Origin of the sequence: Neoaquamicrobium sediminum (assembly GCF_040970315.1) — a bacterium.
GTDB lineage: Bacteria > Pseudomonadota > Alphaproteobacteria > Rhizobiales > Rhizobiaceae > Aerobium > Aerobium sediminum.
Window position 1 is genome coordinate 743982 of sequence record NZ_JAZHFV010000002.1, and the last position, 14822, is coordinate 758803.

Below are 14822 nucleotides of genomic sequence, written 5' to 3' on the forward strand. Positions count from 1 at the left end.
GCCATCGAAGCCGCCTCGATGTCCCGTTCCGGCAAATTTCTGCTGAGCCTGGCCGTGTTGGCGCTGGCTGGAAGCGCGGCCTTCTGGTTCGCCAGTGCGCCGCAGCCGCTGGATGATGCAGCGCTGGCCGAACTCGAAGGCGGCGATGCCGGGCGGGGCGAACAGATATTCTGGGCAGGCGGCTGCGCCTCCTGCCATGCGGCGCCCGGAGCGACCGGCGACGACCGGTTGGTTCTTGCCGGTGGTGTCAGGCTTGAAACGCCGTTCGGGAATTTCGTCGCGCCGAATATCTCCCAGCACCCACAGGATGGCATTGGCGGCTGGTCGGCCGGCGATCTGGGGAACGCCATGTTGCGCGGCGTTTCGCCGGCGGGCGAGCATTATTATCCTGCCTTTCCATATGGGTCATATGCCCGGATGAAGCCCGGTGACGTAGCCGACCTTCATGCCTTCCTGGTCACGCTTCCGGAGGTGGAGGGCAAGGCGCCGCAGAGTGAAATCGCTTTCCCGTTCAGCATGCGACGCGGCATCGGTCTTTGGAAGATGCTCTTCCTGAACGACGAGCCTGTCGTGGCGCTGGACAATCCATCCGAAGCGATCGCGCGCGGCCAATACCTTGTCGAGGGTCCCGGCCATTGCGGCGAGTGTCACACGCCCCGCAACGCGCTCGGTGGGCTCGACAGGGGGCAATGGCTTGCCGGAGGTCCGGCGACCGAAGGCGAGGGTAGGGTGCCCAACATCACCTCCGGCGAGGGCGGGATAGGCGACTGGAGCGAGGCCGAAATCGCAGACCTGCTCGAGACCGGTTTCACGCCCGATTTCGATTCAGTCGGCGGCTCGATGGCGTCGGTCATACGCAACATGGCGGAACTGCCGTCTTCGGACCGCGACGCCATCGCCGCCTATCTGAAGGCCATACCCGGACATCCTGATGGATCCTGAACGATCCTAAGCCTTGCCTACGACCTTCAGTGCGAAAGCGTAGCCGTAGGCGATTTCCTCAAGGCGCGAGAAACGGCCCGACGCACCTGCGTGGCCCGCGTCCATGTTGATGCGGAACAGGACCGGATTGTCGTCGGTCTTGCGCGCGCGCAGCCGCGCGACCCATTTGGCAGGCTCCCAATAGGTAACGCGCGGATCAGTAAGGCCGGCGACCGCGAGGATCGGCGGATAGGCCTGTGCCGACACGTTGTCGTAAGGTGAATAGGCCGCAATCGTTCGATAGTCGGCCGCAGATTCAATCGGGTTGCCCCATTCCGGCCATTCCGGCGGGGTCAGCGGCAGGGTTGCGTCGAGCATTGTGTTGAGCACGTCGACGAACGGAACCTCCGCGATGATGCCGGCGAATGCCTCTGGCGCCATGTTTGCGACGGCACCCATCAGCATGCCGCCCGCAGATCCACCCTGAGCGACGATCCGGTCGTGGCTGGTCAACTTCTCGGCAACGAGGTGGCGCGCAGCGGCAATGAAATCGGTGAAGGTGTTTTGCTTGCGGTCGCGCTTCCCGTCTTCGTACCAGCCATAGCCCTTGTCCTTGCCGCCACGGACATGCGCGATGGCATAGACGAAACCGCGATCGACCAGCGAAAGACAGTTCGTGTTGAAGGATGCCGGGATCGCGATGCCGTAGGAGCCGTAGCCATAGAGCAGGCAAGGTGCGGAGCCGTCGAGCGGCGTGTCCTTGCGGTAGAGCAATGACACGGGAACCAGTTCGCCATCCGCCGACGGAGCGAGCAGACGCCGTGTCACATAGGCGTCCGAGTTGTGGCCGGAAGGCACTTCCTGCGTTTTCAGAAGCACACGCTCGCGGGTGCGCATGTCGTAATCGTAGACCTGCGCGGGCGTGGTCATCGACGAGTAGCTGAAGCGGATGATGTCGGTGCCGTATTCGTAGGAGCCGGCCAGTCCAAGCGAATAGGCTTCTTCCTCGAAGGCCACCACGTGCTCTTCGCCCGTAGCTCGGTGGCGCACGACGATGCGCGGCAGCCCATCCTTGCGTTCCAGCCGGACAAGGTAGTCCCGGAAACCGATGACTGACAGGATCAGCCGTCCGGGCTCGTGCGGGACCAGTTCGGTCCAGTTCGCCTCGCGCGGATCGGACACCGGCGCCGTCATGATGCGAAAGTCCTTCGCGCCCCCCGAGTTCGTGAGGACGAAGAAGACATCGCCGCCTTCCTCCAGATCGTACTGAATGCCCGCTTCGCGGGCTTTCACGAGAACCGGTTCCGCGTCGGGTCTGGCAGCGGGCAGCAGACGGTACTCGCTCGTTTCGTGATCGCTGATCGAGATCATGATCCAGTCGTTCAGGCGGGTTCCGCCCACGCTCATGAAGAAGCCCGGATCGGTTTCCTCGTAGACCAGCCTGTCCTGCGCGGTATCGGTGCCAATGCGGTGATGGAAGACCTGCGAGGGGCGATGGTTGTCATCCAGCCTGGTGTAGAAAAAGCCGTTGTCGGTGGCATCCCACTGGCCTTCTCCGCCGGTGTCGGCGATCAGGTCTGCGAGGTCCTCGCCGGTCTGAAGGTCGCGAACCTTGAGCGTGTAGAACTCGGAACCCTTGTCGTCGAAGCCCCACACAAGCCGCTCGTGGTCGCCAGCGTGATCGACGCCTCCGATACGGAAATAGGCCTTGCCCTCGGCTTCCGCGTCACCATCGATGAGTATGGTCTCCGCCCCACCTTCGCGCGGAACGCGGAAAAAACGCGGATGCTGGCCGCCGGTGCGGTAGGACGTACCGTAAGCGAAAGGACCATCCTTCATCGGCACGCTCGAATCGTCTTCCTTGATCCGTCCCTTCATCTCGCCGAAGAGTGTTTCGCGAAGGGTGGCCGTGTCGGCCATCAGCGCCGCCTGATACGCGTTTTCCGCCTCCAAGTGCGCCCGGATGGCCGGATCGAGCTTCGACGGATCCTTGAACATCTCCTGCCAGTTGTCGGCGCGCAGCCAGGCATATTCGTCCACACGCTCGACTCCGTGACGCACATCGCTATGCGGGCGTTGTTCGGCGCCTGGCACGGTGGCGGTCGAAAACCTTGCTGTCGATGACATGTTGCTTGCTACTCCTCGTCGATGGTCGTGGGAACCGACATGTACTGGCCCGCCGGTCAGACGCGCAGGCCATGCGAATAGGCAGATGTGGTGAGGGGCGCAAGGGATGCCAAGCCCAGACGATTTCGGACCGGGAAGCCACGCCTGGCGTCTTCGGTTCGACAGCCAAGCCTCGTCTATGACAACTATTGAATTGAGCAAATGCCCAAAGAAGATCGATATGTCTTATACTGATACTTAATTTGATTTTTTGGGAAAATAGAAGATGAAGAATTGACTTGCTGTACTGTTGGCCCCATGTATGCGGCGTAACGCGAATCGGAAGGTGCAACACAAATGCGCCCGTGCGTTATATTCCGGGAGCGGACATGCCTCGGAAGGTGCAATTTCTTACCATACTGGGGCCAAATGATGGACATTACCGAAACTCCCGCGAGAAATGACGAGATGCTGATCGAGCTGACCGCCGATGTGGTGGCAGCCTATGTCAGCAATAATCCGGTTCCGGTCGGCGATCTTCCTAATCTGATCGCTGACGTTCATGCTGCACTCGGCCGCGTCGGCGGTGCGACGGAAGTGGCGCCGGTCGACAAGCAGAAGCCGGCGGTGAATCCGAAGAAGTCGGTTCACGACGACTATATTGTCTGTCTCGAGGACGGGAAGAAGTTCAAGTCGCTGAAGCGGCACCTGATGACCCATTACGGGCTGACGCCCGACCAGTACCGCGACAAGTGGGGTCTGGATGCGAGCTACCCGATGGTCGCGCCGAACTATGCGGCAGCGCGGTCTCAGCTTGCGAAGAAGATGGGTCTGGGCCGCAAGCGCAAATAGGCGCTGGGTCCTACATCGCTATGATTAGACGAAAGCGGCGTCGGTGGCGCCGCTTTCGTGCGTTAAGGTCACTAGTCGAGCAGCGTGCCCGCACTGTGTCGCAGTCGGTTCAGCGTTTGCTTCAATGCGATGTGCCGATTGAGATCGTAGCTCCAGTGGCGGCCCATGCCCCTCAGACGCTCGCGCTCGATCAGCCGCTCGAGCCTGAGCGCAATCCTCTTCTTTTCAACCCGCGGCGCCGATAGCGCGTCGGCAAGATCCACGCCGCACGTGAGAAAAAGCGCCGCCGTCTGCCCGGCAACGCGCTGTTCGTGATGCTTTTTGCGCTGGAAGGCATGGATGTCGCTGCAAAGTGTGTCCACCGGAAAGCTCCTTCTTGTCTTGATGCTTGGATCATCGGCGGTGGCTGGACCCGGTGGATAAAGTCATGCGCGGAAATGACGGTGTTCAGAAAAATCGGCTTCAATTTCAGAGCCATAGGAATTTTCCGGGTTAAATTAGTTCTCTGTTTGTTCACACTCTGATGGTGCCTTATTATAAGAAATCATTCCTATTCATGGGGTGAGATCTTGTTGTCCACGGCGCTAAAACAAACGGATGAGACGGAAGGCGATACCGCAGCAGTTGCTCAATCGCCTGCTGCCCGTCTGCAGAAGCTTTCCCCCGCCGAACGAGTGCCTGCGATCTGCGATGCGGTGATCGACATCGCTGCTGCGCTTTTCAATGTCAGCGGGCGTGAACTGCGCCATCCCGGCCGCTCGAGTCTGAGCGTCAGCCGGGTCAGGCAGATCGCAATGTATGTGACCCATGTCGCGCTCGGGCTGAGCATGCGCGAGGTCGGTCAAGGTTTTGGCCGCGACCGGACGACCGTCCTTCACGCGTGCCACCAGATTGAGGACATGCGGGACGATCAGGAATTCGACGGCATCGTTGCGATGACCGAACGGGTGATGACGGCGGCGCTGGGGCGTCCGGGAGAATAGAGAGGCTTACATGATGCAAGGTAAGGGGGCTGTGCGCGCGATGCGGTTTCTTGCAAGGGGAGCTGCATCCTTGCGCAAAGCAGGCGCGGGCGGCGCAACACTGCTTGAGGGCGGTGATCGCGGAACGATCGCGATCGAGACGGATGCGCTGGGGCGCCTGGCGAATGCGGGGCTGGTCTCGATTTCCGATGAAGAAATCAGACTGACGGAGGTCGGAACGCGCTCGCTACGAGAAGTGACTACCATGCAGGCGGAACAACCGCAGGCCCGCAGTGAGATCGGCGCCGCCACGGTGGTGGTGGAGGGCGCGAGCCAGTCTGTAGCGATCAACCATGCCGAGTCGCCGCTTGCACTTTTGTGGCGACGCAAAGCGCGCGACGGCTCACGCTTCCTGGAAGCACGGGAGTTTCGGGCAGGCGAGCGCCTCAGGTCTGATTATACCCGCGGGCAGCTCGTGCCGCGCCTGGGCGTCAACTGGAACAGCTTCGGCACGGGGCACTCGGACGGCGGCGGTGCGGGCGGCATCGCCGACCTGACCGACGCGGCTCTCGCGGCGCGCAGGCGGGTCGACCACGCGATCAGCGCGGTGGGCCCGGAACTTGCGGGCGTGCTGGTCGATGTATGCTGCTTCCTCAAAGGGCTCGAGCAGGTCGAGGTCGAACGAGGCTGGCCGGCACGCTCGGCAAAGGTGGTGCTGAAATCTGCGCTTTCGGCGCTGGCACGACACTACGAACCGAACCCCGCCTCTCGGGCTCGGGAGCCTCTGCTCCATTGGGGAACGGATGATTACCGTCCGACCATTCGGTGAGCTGATCAGGATACTGCGGGCGCGGACAACGCGTCTTCCGCCTCGCGGCGGATGCGCTGAACCATCGAGCGCAATCCATTGGCCCGCTGTGGCGTGAGATGCTCGTCGAGCCCCAGTTCCCGCAGCGTTGCTTCCGCATCGGTGGCAAGGATTTGCGATGCCTTACGGTCGGAATACAGTGCAAGCAGGATAGCGACCAGCCCTCGCACGATATGGGCGTCGGAATCGCCGAGGAACTTCAGCGTCGGATCATCGCCCTCGCCCCGGGTCGTGTGCAGCCAGACCTGGCTGGCGCAACCGCGCACCTTGTGGGCGTCATCACGAGCGTCGTCCGGATAGGGAGGCAGGTCTCCGCCCAGTTCGATAACGTACCGATAGCGATCCTCCCAATCGTCGAGGAAGGCGAAGTCGTCGCGGATGGTTTCGATCGTGGCGCTCATCGCCCGGATATAGAGTGTGCTGCCTTCGCTGTCACTCCTGCGGGCGTGCCACGGGCTCGGAGGGCGTCGGCACCGATCCGGTGTGGATCGGCTCAACCGGCGGGACAAGGTCTGAACTCGCAGCCATATTGGACGTCTCGCCGAAATGCTCGTCCAGCAAGCCGTAGGCGATACGCGCGCCTTCGCGGGCCCGGACGCCGATCGTCTGCATGGCAGACCGTCCCACGTCACAGACATCCGGCTGCCGTTCGCACAACCCCGCCATATCGCCGATTGCCGCACGGGCCGCAAAAAAGGCCTCGATGGCTCCCACGGTGGGCTGGCCTTCGTTGTTCTCGGCCCCGCCGAACGGAATCAGGAAGAGCACCAGCGACAGCCAGAAAGCAGACTTGATCAGGAACCCCATGACTTCACCCTCGATATCAGCGCGGACTCATCCCCAATTCCGCGAATGCAGTCATACAATGCACGACGCGCGCAAAAGACCGCTTGCGGCACTCGGTCAGATTCGCATCAAATTCAGTTCAAATTTTAGCTTTCGGCATTCGTATCGACCTTGAATCTGAGTTGATACGAATGCTTATCGGGTCGGTCGCCGCTTAACTATATGAAATTGCATCAATAATTGGCCTGCCTGATTGGCCGACGTCTCGTTTCGAGGTGCCAGTTCGGGACGATCTCGCCCTTACCCTCTGTTTACCATGGCGCGAATTCGGCCCTTTCCGCAGCGAATAATCCTTTGGAAAGCGGTGTCTCGGGGCCGATCGCGGCGTCGCGTTTATTCATTCCTTAAACCGCGGCTGCGAGTGTCGGGGCCAATGAGATCGATCCGCAAAAGCGGACACTGTGCGAGTGCGTTGAGTTGAGTGCAGATGCAACCAGACCGGGCAACTGGATCACGGGGCTGATCGCGGTAAGCGAGCGCCTTGTCCATCCTGCCGTGCACGGAAATGAGCGTGAACGGCAGCATCGCCTGCTGGTCGCGCTTCTGGCTGGACCTTTCATCCTGACGGCCGCGATCGTGCAAGTTACAATGCCGGCTTATGGCCCTTCGGTCAGCATGGCGCTTCTATGTGCCACCTACGGGCTGAGCTGGCTGGCAGCGCTGACAACAAGTACTCGGGGCTCGTCCCGCACAATAGAGATCGCGGTGCTCGCGGGCGCGGCAGGCGTCTCCGGTCTGCTGGTCGCTTTGGGCGGCGGCTTCAGTGCGCCGCTGGCGGTTCTTGTGGCTGCATTGGCGGCTGAAATCTATTGGATCGGCCGTTCGCGCAAGGCCGCCATGATCGGCGGCGCGATGGCTTTCGGTTCAGCCGTTCTATTTGGTCAGGCAATAGCAGCCGAGGGTGCATTGACGTCCGCCTGGGTCTGGGCGACGCCGCTGCTCTACGCCGCGACGCTCGTTGGCCGTTTGCTGAAGTATGAGCCACGGGATCAAAACGGTGCCGTCGATCTGGCCAGCGTTCTGCCTGAAGCCTGTTTCGATGCGCTGGTTGCAAGGATCACCCGCGTTGGTGAAGTGGAGAATGCGTCTAGCCACGCCTTGGCCTCGCTTGGCGTCGAGCCCGAGTTGCTGCTTGGCACAGGACTGTTCGAGCGCATTCATGTGGCAGACCGGGTCGCGTTTCTGTGCACGGTGGCAGACGTTCACGACAGCGGTAGGCCGGCGCGGTGCGAGCTGCGTATCCGCATGCCGATGACGGTCGACGGGAGCAGCGGCGGCTATCGGCACTTCGATCTCGAGATTCTGCGCGCACGCAAGGGTGACGATACGGTTGTCGCCATCGTGCGCGACGGACGGGAAATAGCCGAGCTTCGCGGCGAACTTGCGCGCGCCGTTGAACAGGCGGGTGCGACGGAAGTGGCCAAGAGCAGGTTCCTCGCCGCGGTCAGCCACGAGCTGCGCACACCGCTGAACGCGATAATCGGTTTCTCGGACATGCTTTTGCATCCGGAAATTTCCGGCGAGCTGGCGGCCAAGCAGGCCGAGCACGTGCAGTTGATCGGCGAAGCGGGCAATCATCTGCTGTCGGTCGTCAATGCGATCCTGGACGTTTCGAAGATCGAGTCGGGCTCCTATCAAATCTATGTCGAGCCGTTCGATCTTAAGCCGGCCGTGGAGATGTGCCGGGCGATGCTGGAGCCGCAGGCAAAGGCAAAGAACATTGCGCTGTCCGTCAGGCTGCCGCAGGGGTTGAGCCCGATTGCAGGAGACCAGCGGGCGGTGCAGCAGATCCTGCTTAACCTTTTGTCCAACGCCATCAAGTTCACGCCTGACGGTGGCAGCGTCAGCGTCAGCGCGGCTTCGCACGGCGATACTGTTCGTATTTTCGTCAACGATACAGGCATCGGCCTGTCATCGGACGAGCTGGCTCAGGTCGGAAGGCCGTTCGTGCAAGTGCACAACGACTATACGCGCCAATTCCAGGGGACGGGCCTCGGGCTGTCGCTGGTCAAGGGGCTGGTTGAACTGCATAAGGGCACGATGACCATCGAGAGCGCCACGGGGCTGGGCACGACGGTTACCATCGGCCTGCCATCGGCAGCGCCCAGCGAGCTGGGCGGCGACGATGATGACCACGAAGTTGAGGCAACACGAGGCGAGAAAGGGGAGAGATATGGCATCGCGCTCCGCAAGACCGCCTAGGCGCCGTACGGCGGCTGAGGAAATTTTTGACGAGGGAAGTGGCGTCGCAGCTTTCCTGATGCGCCATAGGATGGCGGTGGGCGGCTTGACCGCATTCGCAGTGGCGTTTTCCTACGTCGCGGCAAATGCGGTCTGGTATCAGCCCCATGCCCATGGCAGCGCATTCTTCGCAACGCGGCCGCTCGTGGCTACGCCGGAAAGTGAATTCGCAGGCGGCGGAGCAGAGATCGCCGACGGCGAGACGGTGATCCGGCTGGAGCGCGAGGAGCAGACTTCGCCGGCAGAGTTGCCGTCAGCTCGACCGCAGACGACGCAGACACAGGCGATAGAGACGCTGATCGCCGCGCCCGCGCCGAACCCCGCCGAAGTGCCCATGCCGGCAATCTCGCCGCGAGGCGATCCGGTCGTCGAGGACGTCCAGCGCATTCTGGCCGAGCTGAAGCTGTACGACGGTAAGATCGATGGCTTGACAGGTCCGCAAACCCGCAGCGCCATCGAGGGCTATCGCAAGATGGTCGGTCTGAGCGTCTCAGCGGAAATCGACGATCAGCTTCTGACGCAGCTTGGCGCGGCGCCGCGTTCGGTAAGCGGGGCACCGCCTTTGCCTGAGGGCTCGCCGGGTACAGACCTGATTGAGACGTCGTCAGCCGGGGTCGGCGATGCCACCGTCAAACGTATTCAGGCCGGCTTGAAAGCTTTCGGCAATGAGGGAATAGAGGTCGACGGGGTTGTGGGCTCCAGGACAAAGTCGGCGATACTCGAGTTCCAGTCGCTGTTCGGCCTTCCCGAGACCGGCGAGCCCGACGAGGCGCTCTATGCGAAGATGCGTGAGATCGGCCTTGCGGACTGAGTTCCGCACATGCGCGTAACAACCGATTTCTGGGTTTCATCGATCGTCCGACGGGCCTTTTCCGCCGGCGGTTTCGCTGCTGTCGCACGGCGCGGCGCCAGCGAGGCGGGGGCTGTGATGATTACCCAGCGCGACCGCATGGGACAGACCCGACTTTACGGACCGGCGCCTCAAACCAGCTATGAGGATGCGAAGCCAGACCAGCGGCTTTTCGTGGAGCTTCTGAATTCGGATGACGAGCAGTCGATCCACGACAAGATAGAACGGGAACTGCGGTTCGATCCGGATATCTGGGTGGTTGAGCTCGAAGTCGACGACGCATTGTTCGCAGAACTTGTGAACGTTACGACGCCCTGAGCCTCGTCGATGATGGGGCCAGTTGGTTGGCCGGTTCTCGATGAAGGTTCTCGTGCGGCGATTCGCGCCATGCTTCGACAAATCTCGCTGCTGTTTCGGAGCTTACGGCAGCGTAGGCATCGAGAAATGCGGCGATGGAGCGGATGTCCTGGCTGCGGTCGCGGCGGACGCACTGCATCAGCAGAAACGCCTGCTCATCTGAAAGACATAGCGCACGCAGGGCAACGATGAAGGACGAGACGTCGCTGTCGTCGGCGATCGCGGCCGCGCGCTGGAGGCCGATGCCGAGTGCGTCCGCAAGCGCCGTGTGGAAAAGGGTGGGTACGCCGGCGAGCGCAGTGGACCTCAACTTGCGATAGGGTGTGGGCTCGCTGTCCCAACGCAGATTCACTGCCGTGCCCGGCGGCAATGCGCTTTCCTGTACCAGGGCTCCCGCAGGTCGCATCATGTGACGGAGACGCTCGCGCGCCTCCTCGGCAGCACCGGTTTCCTTCTCGGTCAATACTGGCGAATGCTCCATTGCGCCGACCACCTGTACCAGGCGCCTGATGCGGTCGTCGAGCCCGGCGCGTGCGGCAATCGCCCGCGCGTGCCCCAATCCATGGCGCCCGATGAGGGCGACCAGGTCGATATTTGTCAGAACCGGAGAACTGACAAGCAACGGCGCGGAGATATCCGCAGGTAGATCGGCAAGGCGGCGGACCAGTGCAGCGGGCGCGTGTGGCGTTTCTGAAAGTGCTGCCGCCACGAAGCGCAGCGTTTCATCCGAAACCCGCCCCAGCAGGGGTGTCGCCAGATCGTCCAGTTGTGCGATTTCGCGTCGCGTCGGGCGCGGGGTCGCGCAGAAGGCTGTAACCGACGCCCGCAGGAGCCGTTCCGGTCGGCCGGCGGCGCGATGCGAATTGTACGGGTGGGATGCCAAGCGATACACGTGGAAACGTCCGATACGCAAATCAACACAAACGGGTGCCGTGCCTATCGATCTGGCTGCGAGTCCCCGTATCGACTCAAATTAGAGTGTATTCGTTAGCGTCGTGTTAACCCTCTGATGCGCTTAGTTGGGACGGAGGCGTAGCGTTCTGCTCCGGTCTAACCGAGAAAAGAGCATAGTCATGGCTACCATACTTCCCTTCGTGGTCCGCCCACGCGCGACGGCACCGGCCCCGGACCGACAGGGACACAGCACGATCATCATCTTTCCGGGCATTCGTTATGAGAAGGCGCGCGAGAGCATCGAGCGCGACGGTCATGAGACGCCGGCTACGGTTGATGGCGGGTCGCGCAAGGGCAAGCGCAAGGCGCGCTAGGACAACGTTCGTCCACAATCAGCCTGAGACGCAGCTCAGCCCTGCCAGATAGCGCGTGACCGTCGGCTCCCAGCTTTCATCGGGAGCGAAGGCGCGCACCACCACGATGCCTTCGTCGACATCGGCTTCGACGAAGACAGCGCGGTCGTAATCCGCCGGCAGCGCATTGCGCAGGTCGATCATCTGTTCGGAAGTGGCGACGACGAAATCGAGCGCTCCGTCGGTCGAGGATCGATCGTTCATGCTGAAGATGTTCTGGCCCGCTCTGTCGTAGACCGAGATCGACCAATAGGGGACGTCGCCACGGCCGGTCATGTGAAGGGTGCCGTCACGCAGGTCGAACCGGCACGCCGCCGCATCGAATAGCGGGTCCAGCGAAGAGATCAGCGGCGCGGCATCGGGTGGATCAAGGCGCGTCACGGCATAGTAGTTAGCTTGTCTGGAGAGAATCGACCACGCGTCGCGCTCGGAATAGGAGGGCAGCATCAGCAAAATGGCGATGTGCACGATGCCCGCGCCCACCAGGCCCAACACCAGTGCATGCAACAGCCCCGTCCAGAACGGGCGCGTGGTGCGGGGCTCAGCCATCGCAGCCCTCGCGCAGCACCTGCGGCAGTTCCACGTCGGCGATCCGGGCGCTGGATGCGACCGCCGTATCGTAGAGGGTCAGCACGAGAGCAAATGCACCGCTGCCGTCAACGGCAAGCCAGTTGCCGGGCACGGGATTGCGGGAGACGGTGGTTGCCACGGTGTTGTCGGACTGCCGCAGCAGCGCGTAGGAATGCAGAGCAGGAATGCTGTCGTCGGGAGCAATAAAGCCGCCGTCTGCATCGCGCGCTGAAAGCGTCCAGAAACGCGCGGGAGGCAGACTGCCCTCGACTCGGTAGTCGCATTCGCGACGCAGAAGTGCGCCTGAAGCATCGCGTGTGGCGGTAAAGACGAGCCCCTCGGCATAGCCCAGGGCGAGATCGGCTTCGCGCGAGAACCTGGCTTTCGAATAGGGGTCCGCGGCCGGCGTGCCGCGCTTGGGATACGCTGTCCAGTTGCCGATGGTAACGGTTCCGAACTCGAAATCGCGCTCGACCACAAGCCAAACGCTTGCAGCACCGCCACCGATGGCGATCGCAAGTGTCAGTGCGGTCAGGAAGATCGTCTTCAGCATCGATTGCTATCGAGGTCAGTCATTGTTCAGGCGGGATATGGCAACTGTCGCGCGCACACAGCGGTTGCCGTCCTGCCCGCGAAAGTCAAGGCGGAGCTGTCACCTACAGCGAGGAAAGTGTTTCCGGTCCCGGCGGAACCTCGAGACGCGGCGCGTTGCGGAATTCGCCGGACATCTCACTCAGCAGGCGTGTGGTGCGTGCCGACAGGACGGAAGGCCTTTCCTCCTGGGCCGCCTCACCGTTTTCGCCATCTGCACTTGCGACAGCGGCGTCGGATGGCTTGTCGATAAACGGATTCTCGATGCCTGGGATAGGTTTGAGCTCGACGTTCTGGTGCGCGTACTCCATCAGCTTCTGCCACACCATCGCGGGGACGGAACCGCCGGTCATGTTGCGGGTCGAAGTGTAATCGTCGTTGCCGAGCCAGACGGCCGCCGTGTAGTTGCCGGTAAAGCCCACATACCACGCATCGCGATAGGCCTGGGTCGTGCCGGTTTTGCCCGCTGAACGGATACCGGGGAGGGCGGCGCGCCGCCCGGTGCCAATCTCCGGGATCTGCACGAGGATGGAATTCATCGATGCCGCAGCCTGCTCGGACACCACGCGTCGCGGTTCGGGTGCCTCGCGGCCATAATCGTAGACGATGTCGCCGGAATGGGTCAGGAGCTGCGTGATGCCGTGACGCTTGCCCACGAACCCGCCCGTTGCAAGCGTGAGATAGCCGGTGGCCTGGTCCATGACGGTCATGCCCGACGTGCCGAGCACCATGGTCTTGTGGCCGTTGAGTTCGGACTCGACGCCCATCGCCTTGGTCGTCTCGATGACCGCCGGAATGCCCAGATGGTCCTTTGCTAGCCGCACCGGCACAGTGTTGAGCGAGCGGATCAGCGCGTTGGAAAGCGGGACGCGGCCTGCATAACTGCGACCGTAGTTGCGCGGTGACCAGCCGCCCCACGAGATCGGCGCGTCGGAAATGACGGAATCGGGCGTGAAGCCCGCTTCCATCGCCGCCGTGTAGACATAGACCTTGAAGGACGAACCCGTCTGGCGTTGTGCGCGCGTGGCGCGGTTGAACTGGCTGCGTGCATAGTCGCGCCCGCCGACGATGGCGCGGACCGCGCCGTTGTTCTCCAGCACGACCATCGCGCCCTCTGTCACGCGGTAGGCCTGGCCGTGCTGACGCAGGTTGAACTCAACCGATTCCTCGGCTGCCTTCTGCAGGTTGAGGTCGATGGTGGTGCGGGCGACAAGCGCATGGGGGCCGTTCTTCGGTGCGATCTTCTTGACCTCCTCGAACGCCCAGTCGAGGAAGTAATCGGGGCTGTCCTGACTGCCGCGGTCTATCGCGGTGGCCGGATGCAGACGCGCGGAAAGCACCTGGCCCTCGGTCATGAAGCCGCTTTCGACAAGGTTGGAGAGCACAACGTTTGCGCGACCGCGCGCGGCGGGCAGGTTGATATGCGGCGCGTAGTTGCCGGGAGCCTTGAACAGGCCGGCGAGCATCGCTGCCTCGGCGAGGTTGACCTCCTTGATGCCCTTGTCGAAGTAGAAATCTGCGGCGGCCGTGATGCCGAACGTACCGCCGCCCATATAGGCGCGGTCGAGATAGAGCTGGAGGATTTCCTTCTTGGAGAGGTTCCACTCCAGCCAAAGCGCCAGATAGGCTTCCTTGATCTTTCGCTCCACCGAGCGCTCGTTCGTCAGAAATAGGTTCTTGGCGAGCTGCTGCGTGATGGTGGAGCCACCCTGGACGACCGAGTTGGCGCGCACGTTTTCGCCCATGGCGCGGGCGAGGCCGATGAAGTCGATGCCGAAATGCTCGAAGAATCGGCGGTCTTCCGTTGCCAGAACCGCCTTGATGACATGGTCGGGTATCTCGTCGACCGGGACGGAGTCGCGCTGGATGATGCCGCGTTGTCCGATCTCGTTGCCGTAGCGGTCGAGGAAGGTAACCGCGTAATCCCCCTGGCTGCGCCAGTCCTTGGCGGTTTCTTCGAAGGCGGGCAGCGCAAGCGCGAGCATGACGATCGTGCCCAGCGTGCCGAGCGTGAACCCTTCGCTGCCAAGCTCGACGAGCGCGCGCCGCCAGCCGGTTACCCGGAAGCGGCGGAAGAAGATGGTGATGTTTTCCCAGGCCTCGCGCGCCTTGAAGCCTGCTTCGTAAAGGCTGGAATCGATCCAAGCGTCAATGGCGAGCAGACGCGTTGCCCGCGGGGCCTTCGATTTTCTCGCCTCGAACGGATTTTCCATTACACCCACGCCACGCGATCGACCCCGCCTTGCCCGAGTGTCGCTCGATCAGCGGGCAGTCTACGCAGGGTCAACTTACGACTTTTCTTGCCTATTTCGATACCGGGAACAAGGACTAGTCCGATAAATCCGTGGTGA

Annotated in this window: 16 protein-coding genes; 8 read left to right on the top strand and 8 right to left on the bottom strand. The window is 62.2% G+C overall.

From position 1 onward, the window contains the following. The first annotated feature begins 18 nt into the window (after positions 1-18). Entirely contained in the window at positions 19-942 is a 924-nt protein-coding gene (locus V1479_RS08905; RefSeq protein ID WP_368802591.1) for a c-type cytochrome, read from the top strand. Between the two features lie 6 nt (positions 943-948). Here the strand turns inward: V1479_RS08905 and V1479_RS08910 are convergent, their stop codons facing one another. Continuing rightward, entirely contained in the window at positions 949-3048 is a 2100-nt protein-coding gene (locus tag V1479_RS08910; RefSeq protein WP_368802592.1) for a S9 family peptidase, read from the bottom strand. A gap of 411 nt (positions 3049-3459) precedes the next feature. Here V1479_RS08910 and V1479_RS08915 point away from each other — a divergent pair, with 411 nt between their 5' ends. Then, a complete protein-coding gene (locus V1479_RS08915) occupies positions 3460-3879 on the top strand; it encodes a Ros/MucR family transcriptional regulator (RefSeq protein WP_368802593.1) in 420 nt (139 codons plus the stop codon). 71 nt (positions 3880-3950) lie between these two features. On the opposite strand, the gene V1479_RS08920 is transcribed toward V1479_RS08915, so the two are convergent. After that, positions 3951-4241 carry a cytoplasmic protein gene (locus tag V1479_RS08920; protein WP_368802594.1) on the bottom strand — a complete coding sequence of 97 codons (291 nt, stop codon included), beginning with the start codon at positions 4239-4241 and terminating at the stop codon, positions 3951-3953. Positions 4242-4448: 207 nt separating this feature from the next. Between V1479_RS08920 and V1479_RS08925 the strand changes: the two genes are divergently transcribed. After that, positions 4449-4862, top strand: a complete 414-nt coding sequence (locus V1479_RS08925; RefSeq protein ID WP_368802595.1) for a helix-turn-helix domain-containing protein — start codon at positions 4449-4451, stop codon at positions 4860-4862. A 70-nt stretch (positions 4863-4932) separates the two neighbouring features. After that, positions 4933-5670 (top strand): DUF6456 domain-containing protein, encoded by a 738-nt coding sequence (locus V1479_RS08930; RefSeq protein ID WP_368802596.1) that lies wholly within the window; start codon positions 4933-4935, stop codon positions 5668-5670. Positions 5671-5675: 5 nt separating this feature from the next. Here the strand turns inward: V1479_RS08930 and V1479_RS08935 are convergent, their stop codons facing one another. Both V1479_RS08935 and V1479_RS08940 read right to left on the bottom strand, forming a co-directional pair. Next, complete coding sequence (locus V1479_RS08935; RefSeq protein ID WP_368802597.1) at positions 5676-6110, bottom strand: SufE family protein; 435 nt, start codon at positions 6108-6110, stop codon at positions 5676-5678. Between the two features lie 31 nt (positions 6111-6141). Next, positions 6142-6516, bottom strand: coding sequence for a DUF5330 domain-containing protein (locus tag V1479_RS08940; RefSeq protein ID WP_368802598.1), 375 nt, complete (start codon positions 6514-6516; stop codon positions 6142-6144). 456 nt (positions 6517-6972) lie between these two features. Between V1479_RS08940 and V1479_RS08945 the strand changes: the two genes are divergently transcribed. The 3 genes from V1479_RS08945 to V1479_RS08955 all read left to right on the top strand — a co-directional run bounded on the left by V1479_RS08945 (position 6973) and on the right by V1479_RS08955 (position 9964). Beyond that, positions 6973-8757: a sensor histidine kinase gene (locus tag V1479_RS08945; RefSeq protein WP_368802599.1), complete on the top strand. Its 1785-nt coding sequence runs from the start codon at positions 6973-6975 to the stop codon at positions 8755-8757. A gap of 76 nt (positions 8758-8833) precedes the next feature. Next, the gene (locus V1479_RS08950) at positions 8834-9607 is read left to right on the top strand and encodes a peptidoglycan-binding domain-containing protein (RefSeq protein WP_368802848.1); all 774 of its coding nucleotides are present in this window, start codon (positions 8834-8836) and stop codon (positions 9605-9607) included. 9 nt (positions 9608-9616) lie between these two features. Then, a complete protein-coding gene (locus V1479_RS08955; RefSeq protein ID WP_368802600.1) occupies positions 9617-9964 on the top strand; it encodes a DUF1491 family protein in 348 nt (115 codons plus the stop codon). On the opposite strand, the gene V1479_RS08960 is transcribed toward V1479_RS08955, so the two are convergent. Next, complete coding sequence (locus V1479_RS08960; protein ID WP_368802601.1) at positions 9951-10895, bottom strand: hypothetical protein; 945 nt, start codon at positions 10893-10895, stop codon at positions 9951-9953. The genes V1479_RS08955 and V1479_RS08960 overlap by 14 nt on opposite strands. A gap of 181 nt (positions 10896-11076) precedes the next feature. On the opposite strand from V1479_RS08960, the gene V1479_RS08965 reads away from it, so the two are divergent. Next, a complete protein-coding gene (locus tag V1479_RS08965; protein WP_368802602.1) occupies positions 11077-11271 on the top strand; it encodes a hypothetical protein in 195 nt (64 codons plus the stop codon). Positions 11272-11289: 18 nt separating this feature from the next. Here the strand turns inward: V1479_RS08965 and V1479_RS08970 are convergent, their stop codons facing one another. The 3 genes from V1479_RS08970 to V1479_RS08980 form a co-directional block, all read right to left on the bottom strand. After that, complete coding sequence (locus V1479_RS08970; protein WP_368802603.1) at positions 11290-11859, bottom strand: DUF1254 domain-containing protein; 570 nt, start codon at positions 11857-11859, stop codon at positions 11290-11292. After that, complete coding sequence (locus V1479_RS08975; protein WP_368802604.1) at positions 11852-12433, bottom strand: DUF1214 domain-containing protein; 582 nt, start codon at positions 12431-12433, stop codon at positions 11852-11854. Before V1479_RS08975 ends, V1479_RS08970 begins: the two co-directional genes overlap by 8 nt. 103 nt (positions 12434-12536) lie before the next feature. Then, positions 12537-14684, bottom strand: coding sequence for a transglycosylase domain-containing protein (locus V1479_RS08980; protein ID WP_368802605.1), 2148 nt, complete (start codon positions 14682-14684; stop codon positions 12537-12539). Between the last annotated feature and the right edge of the window lie 138 nt (positions 14685-14822).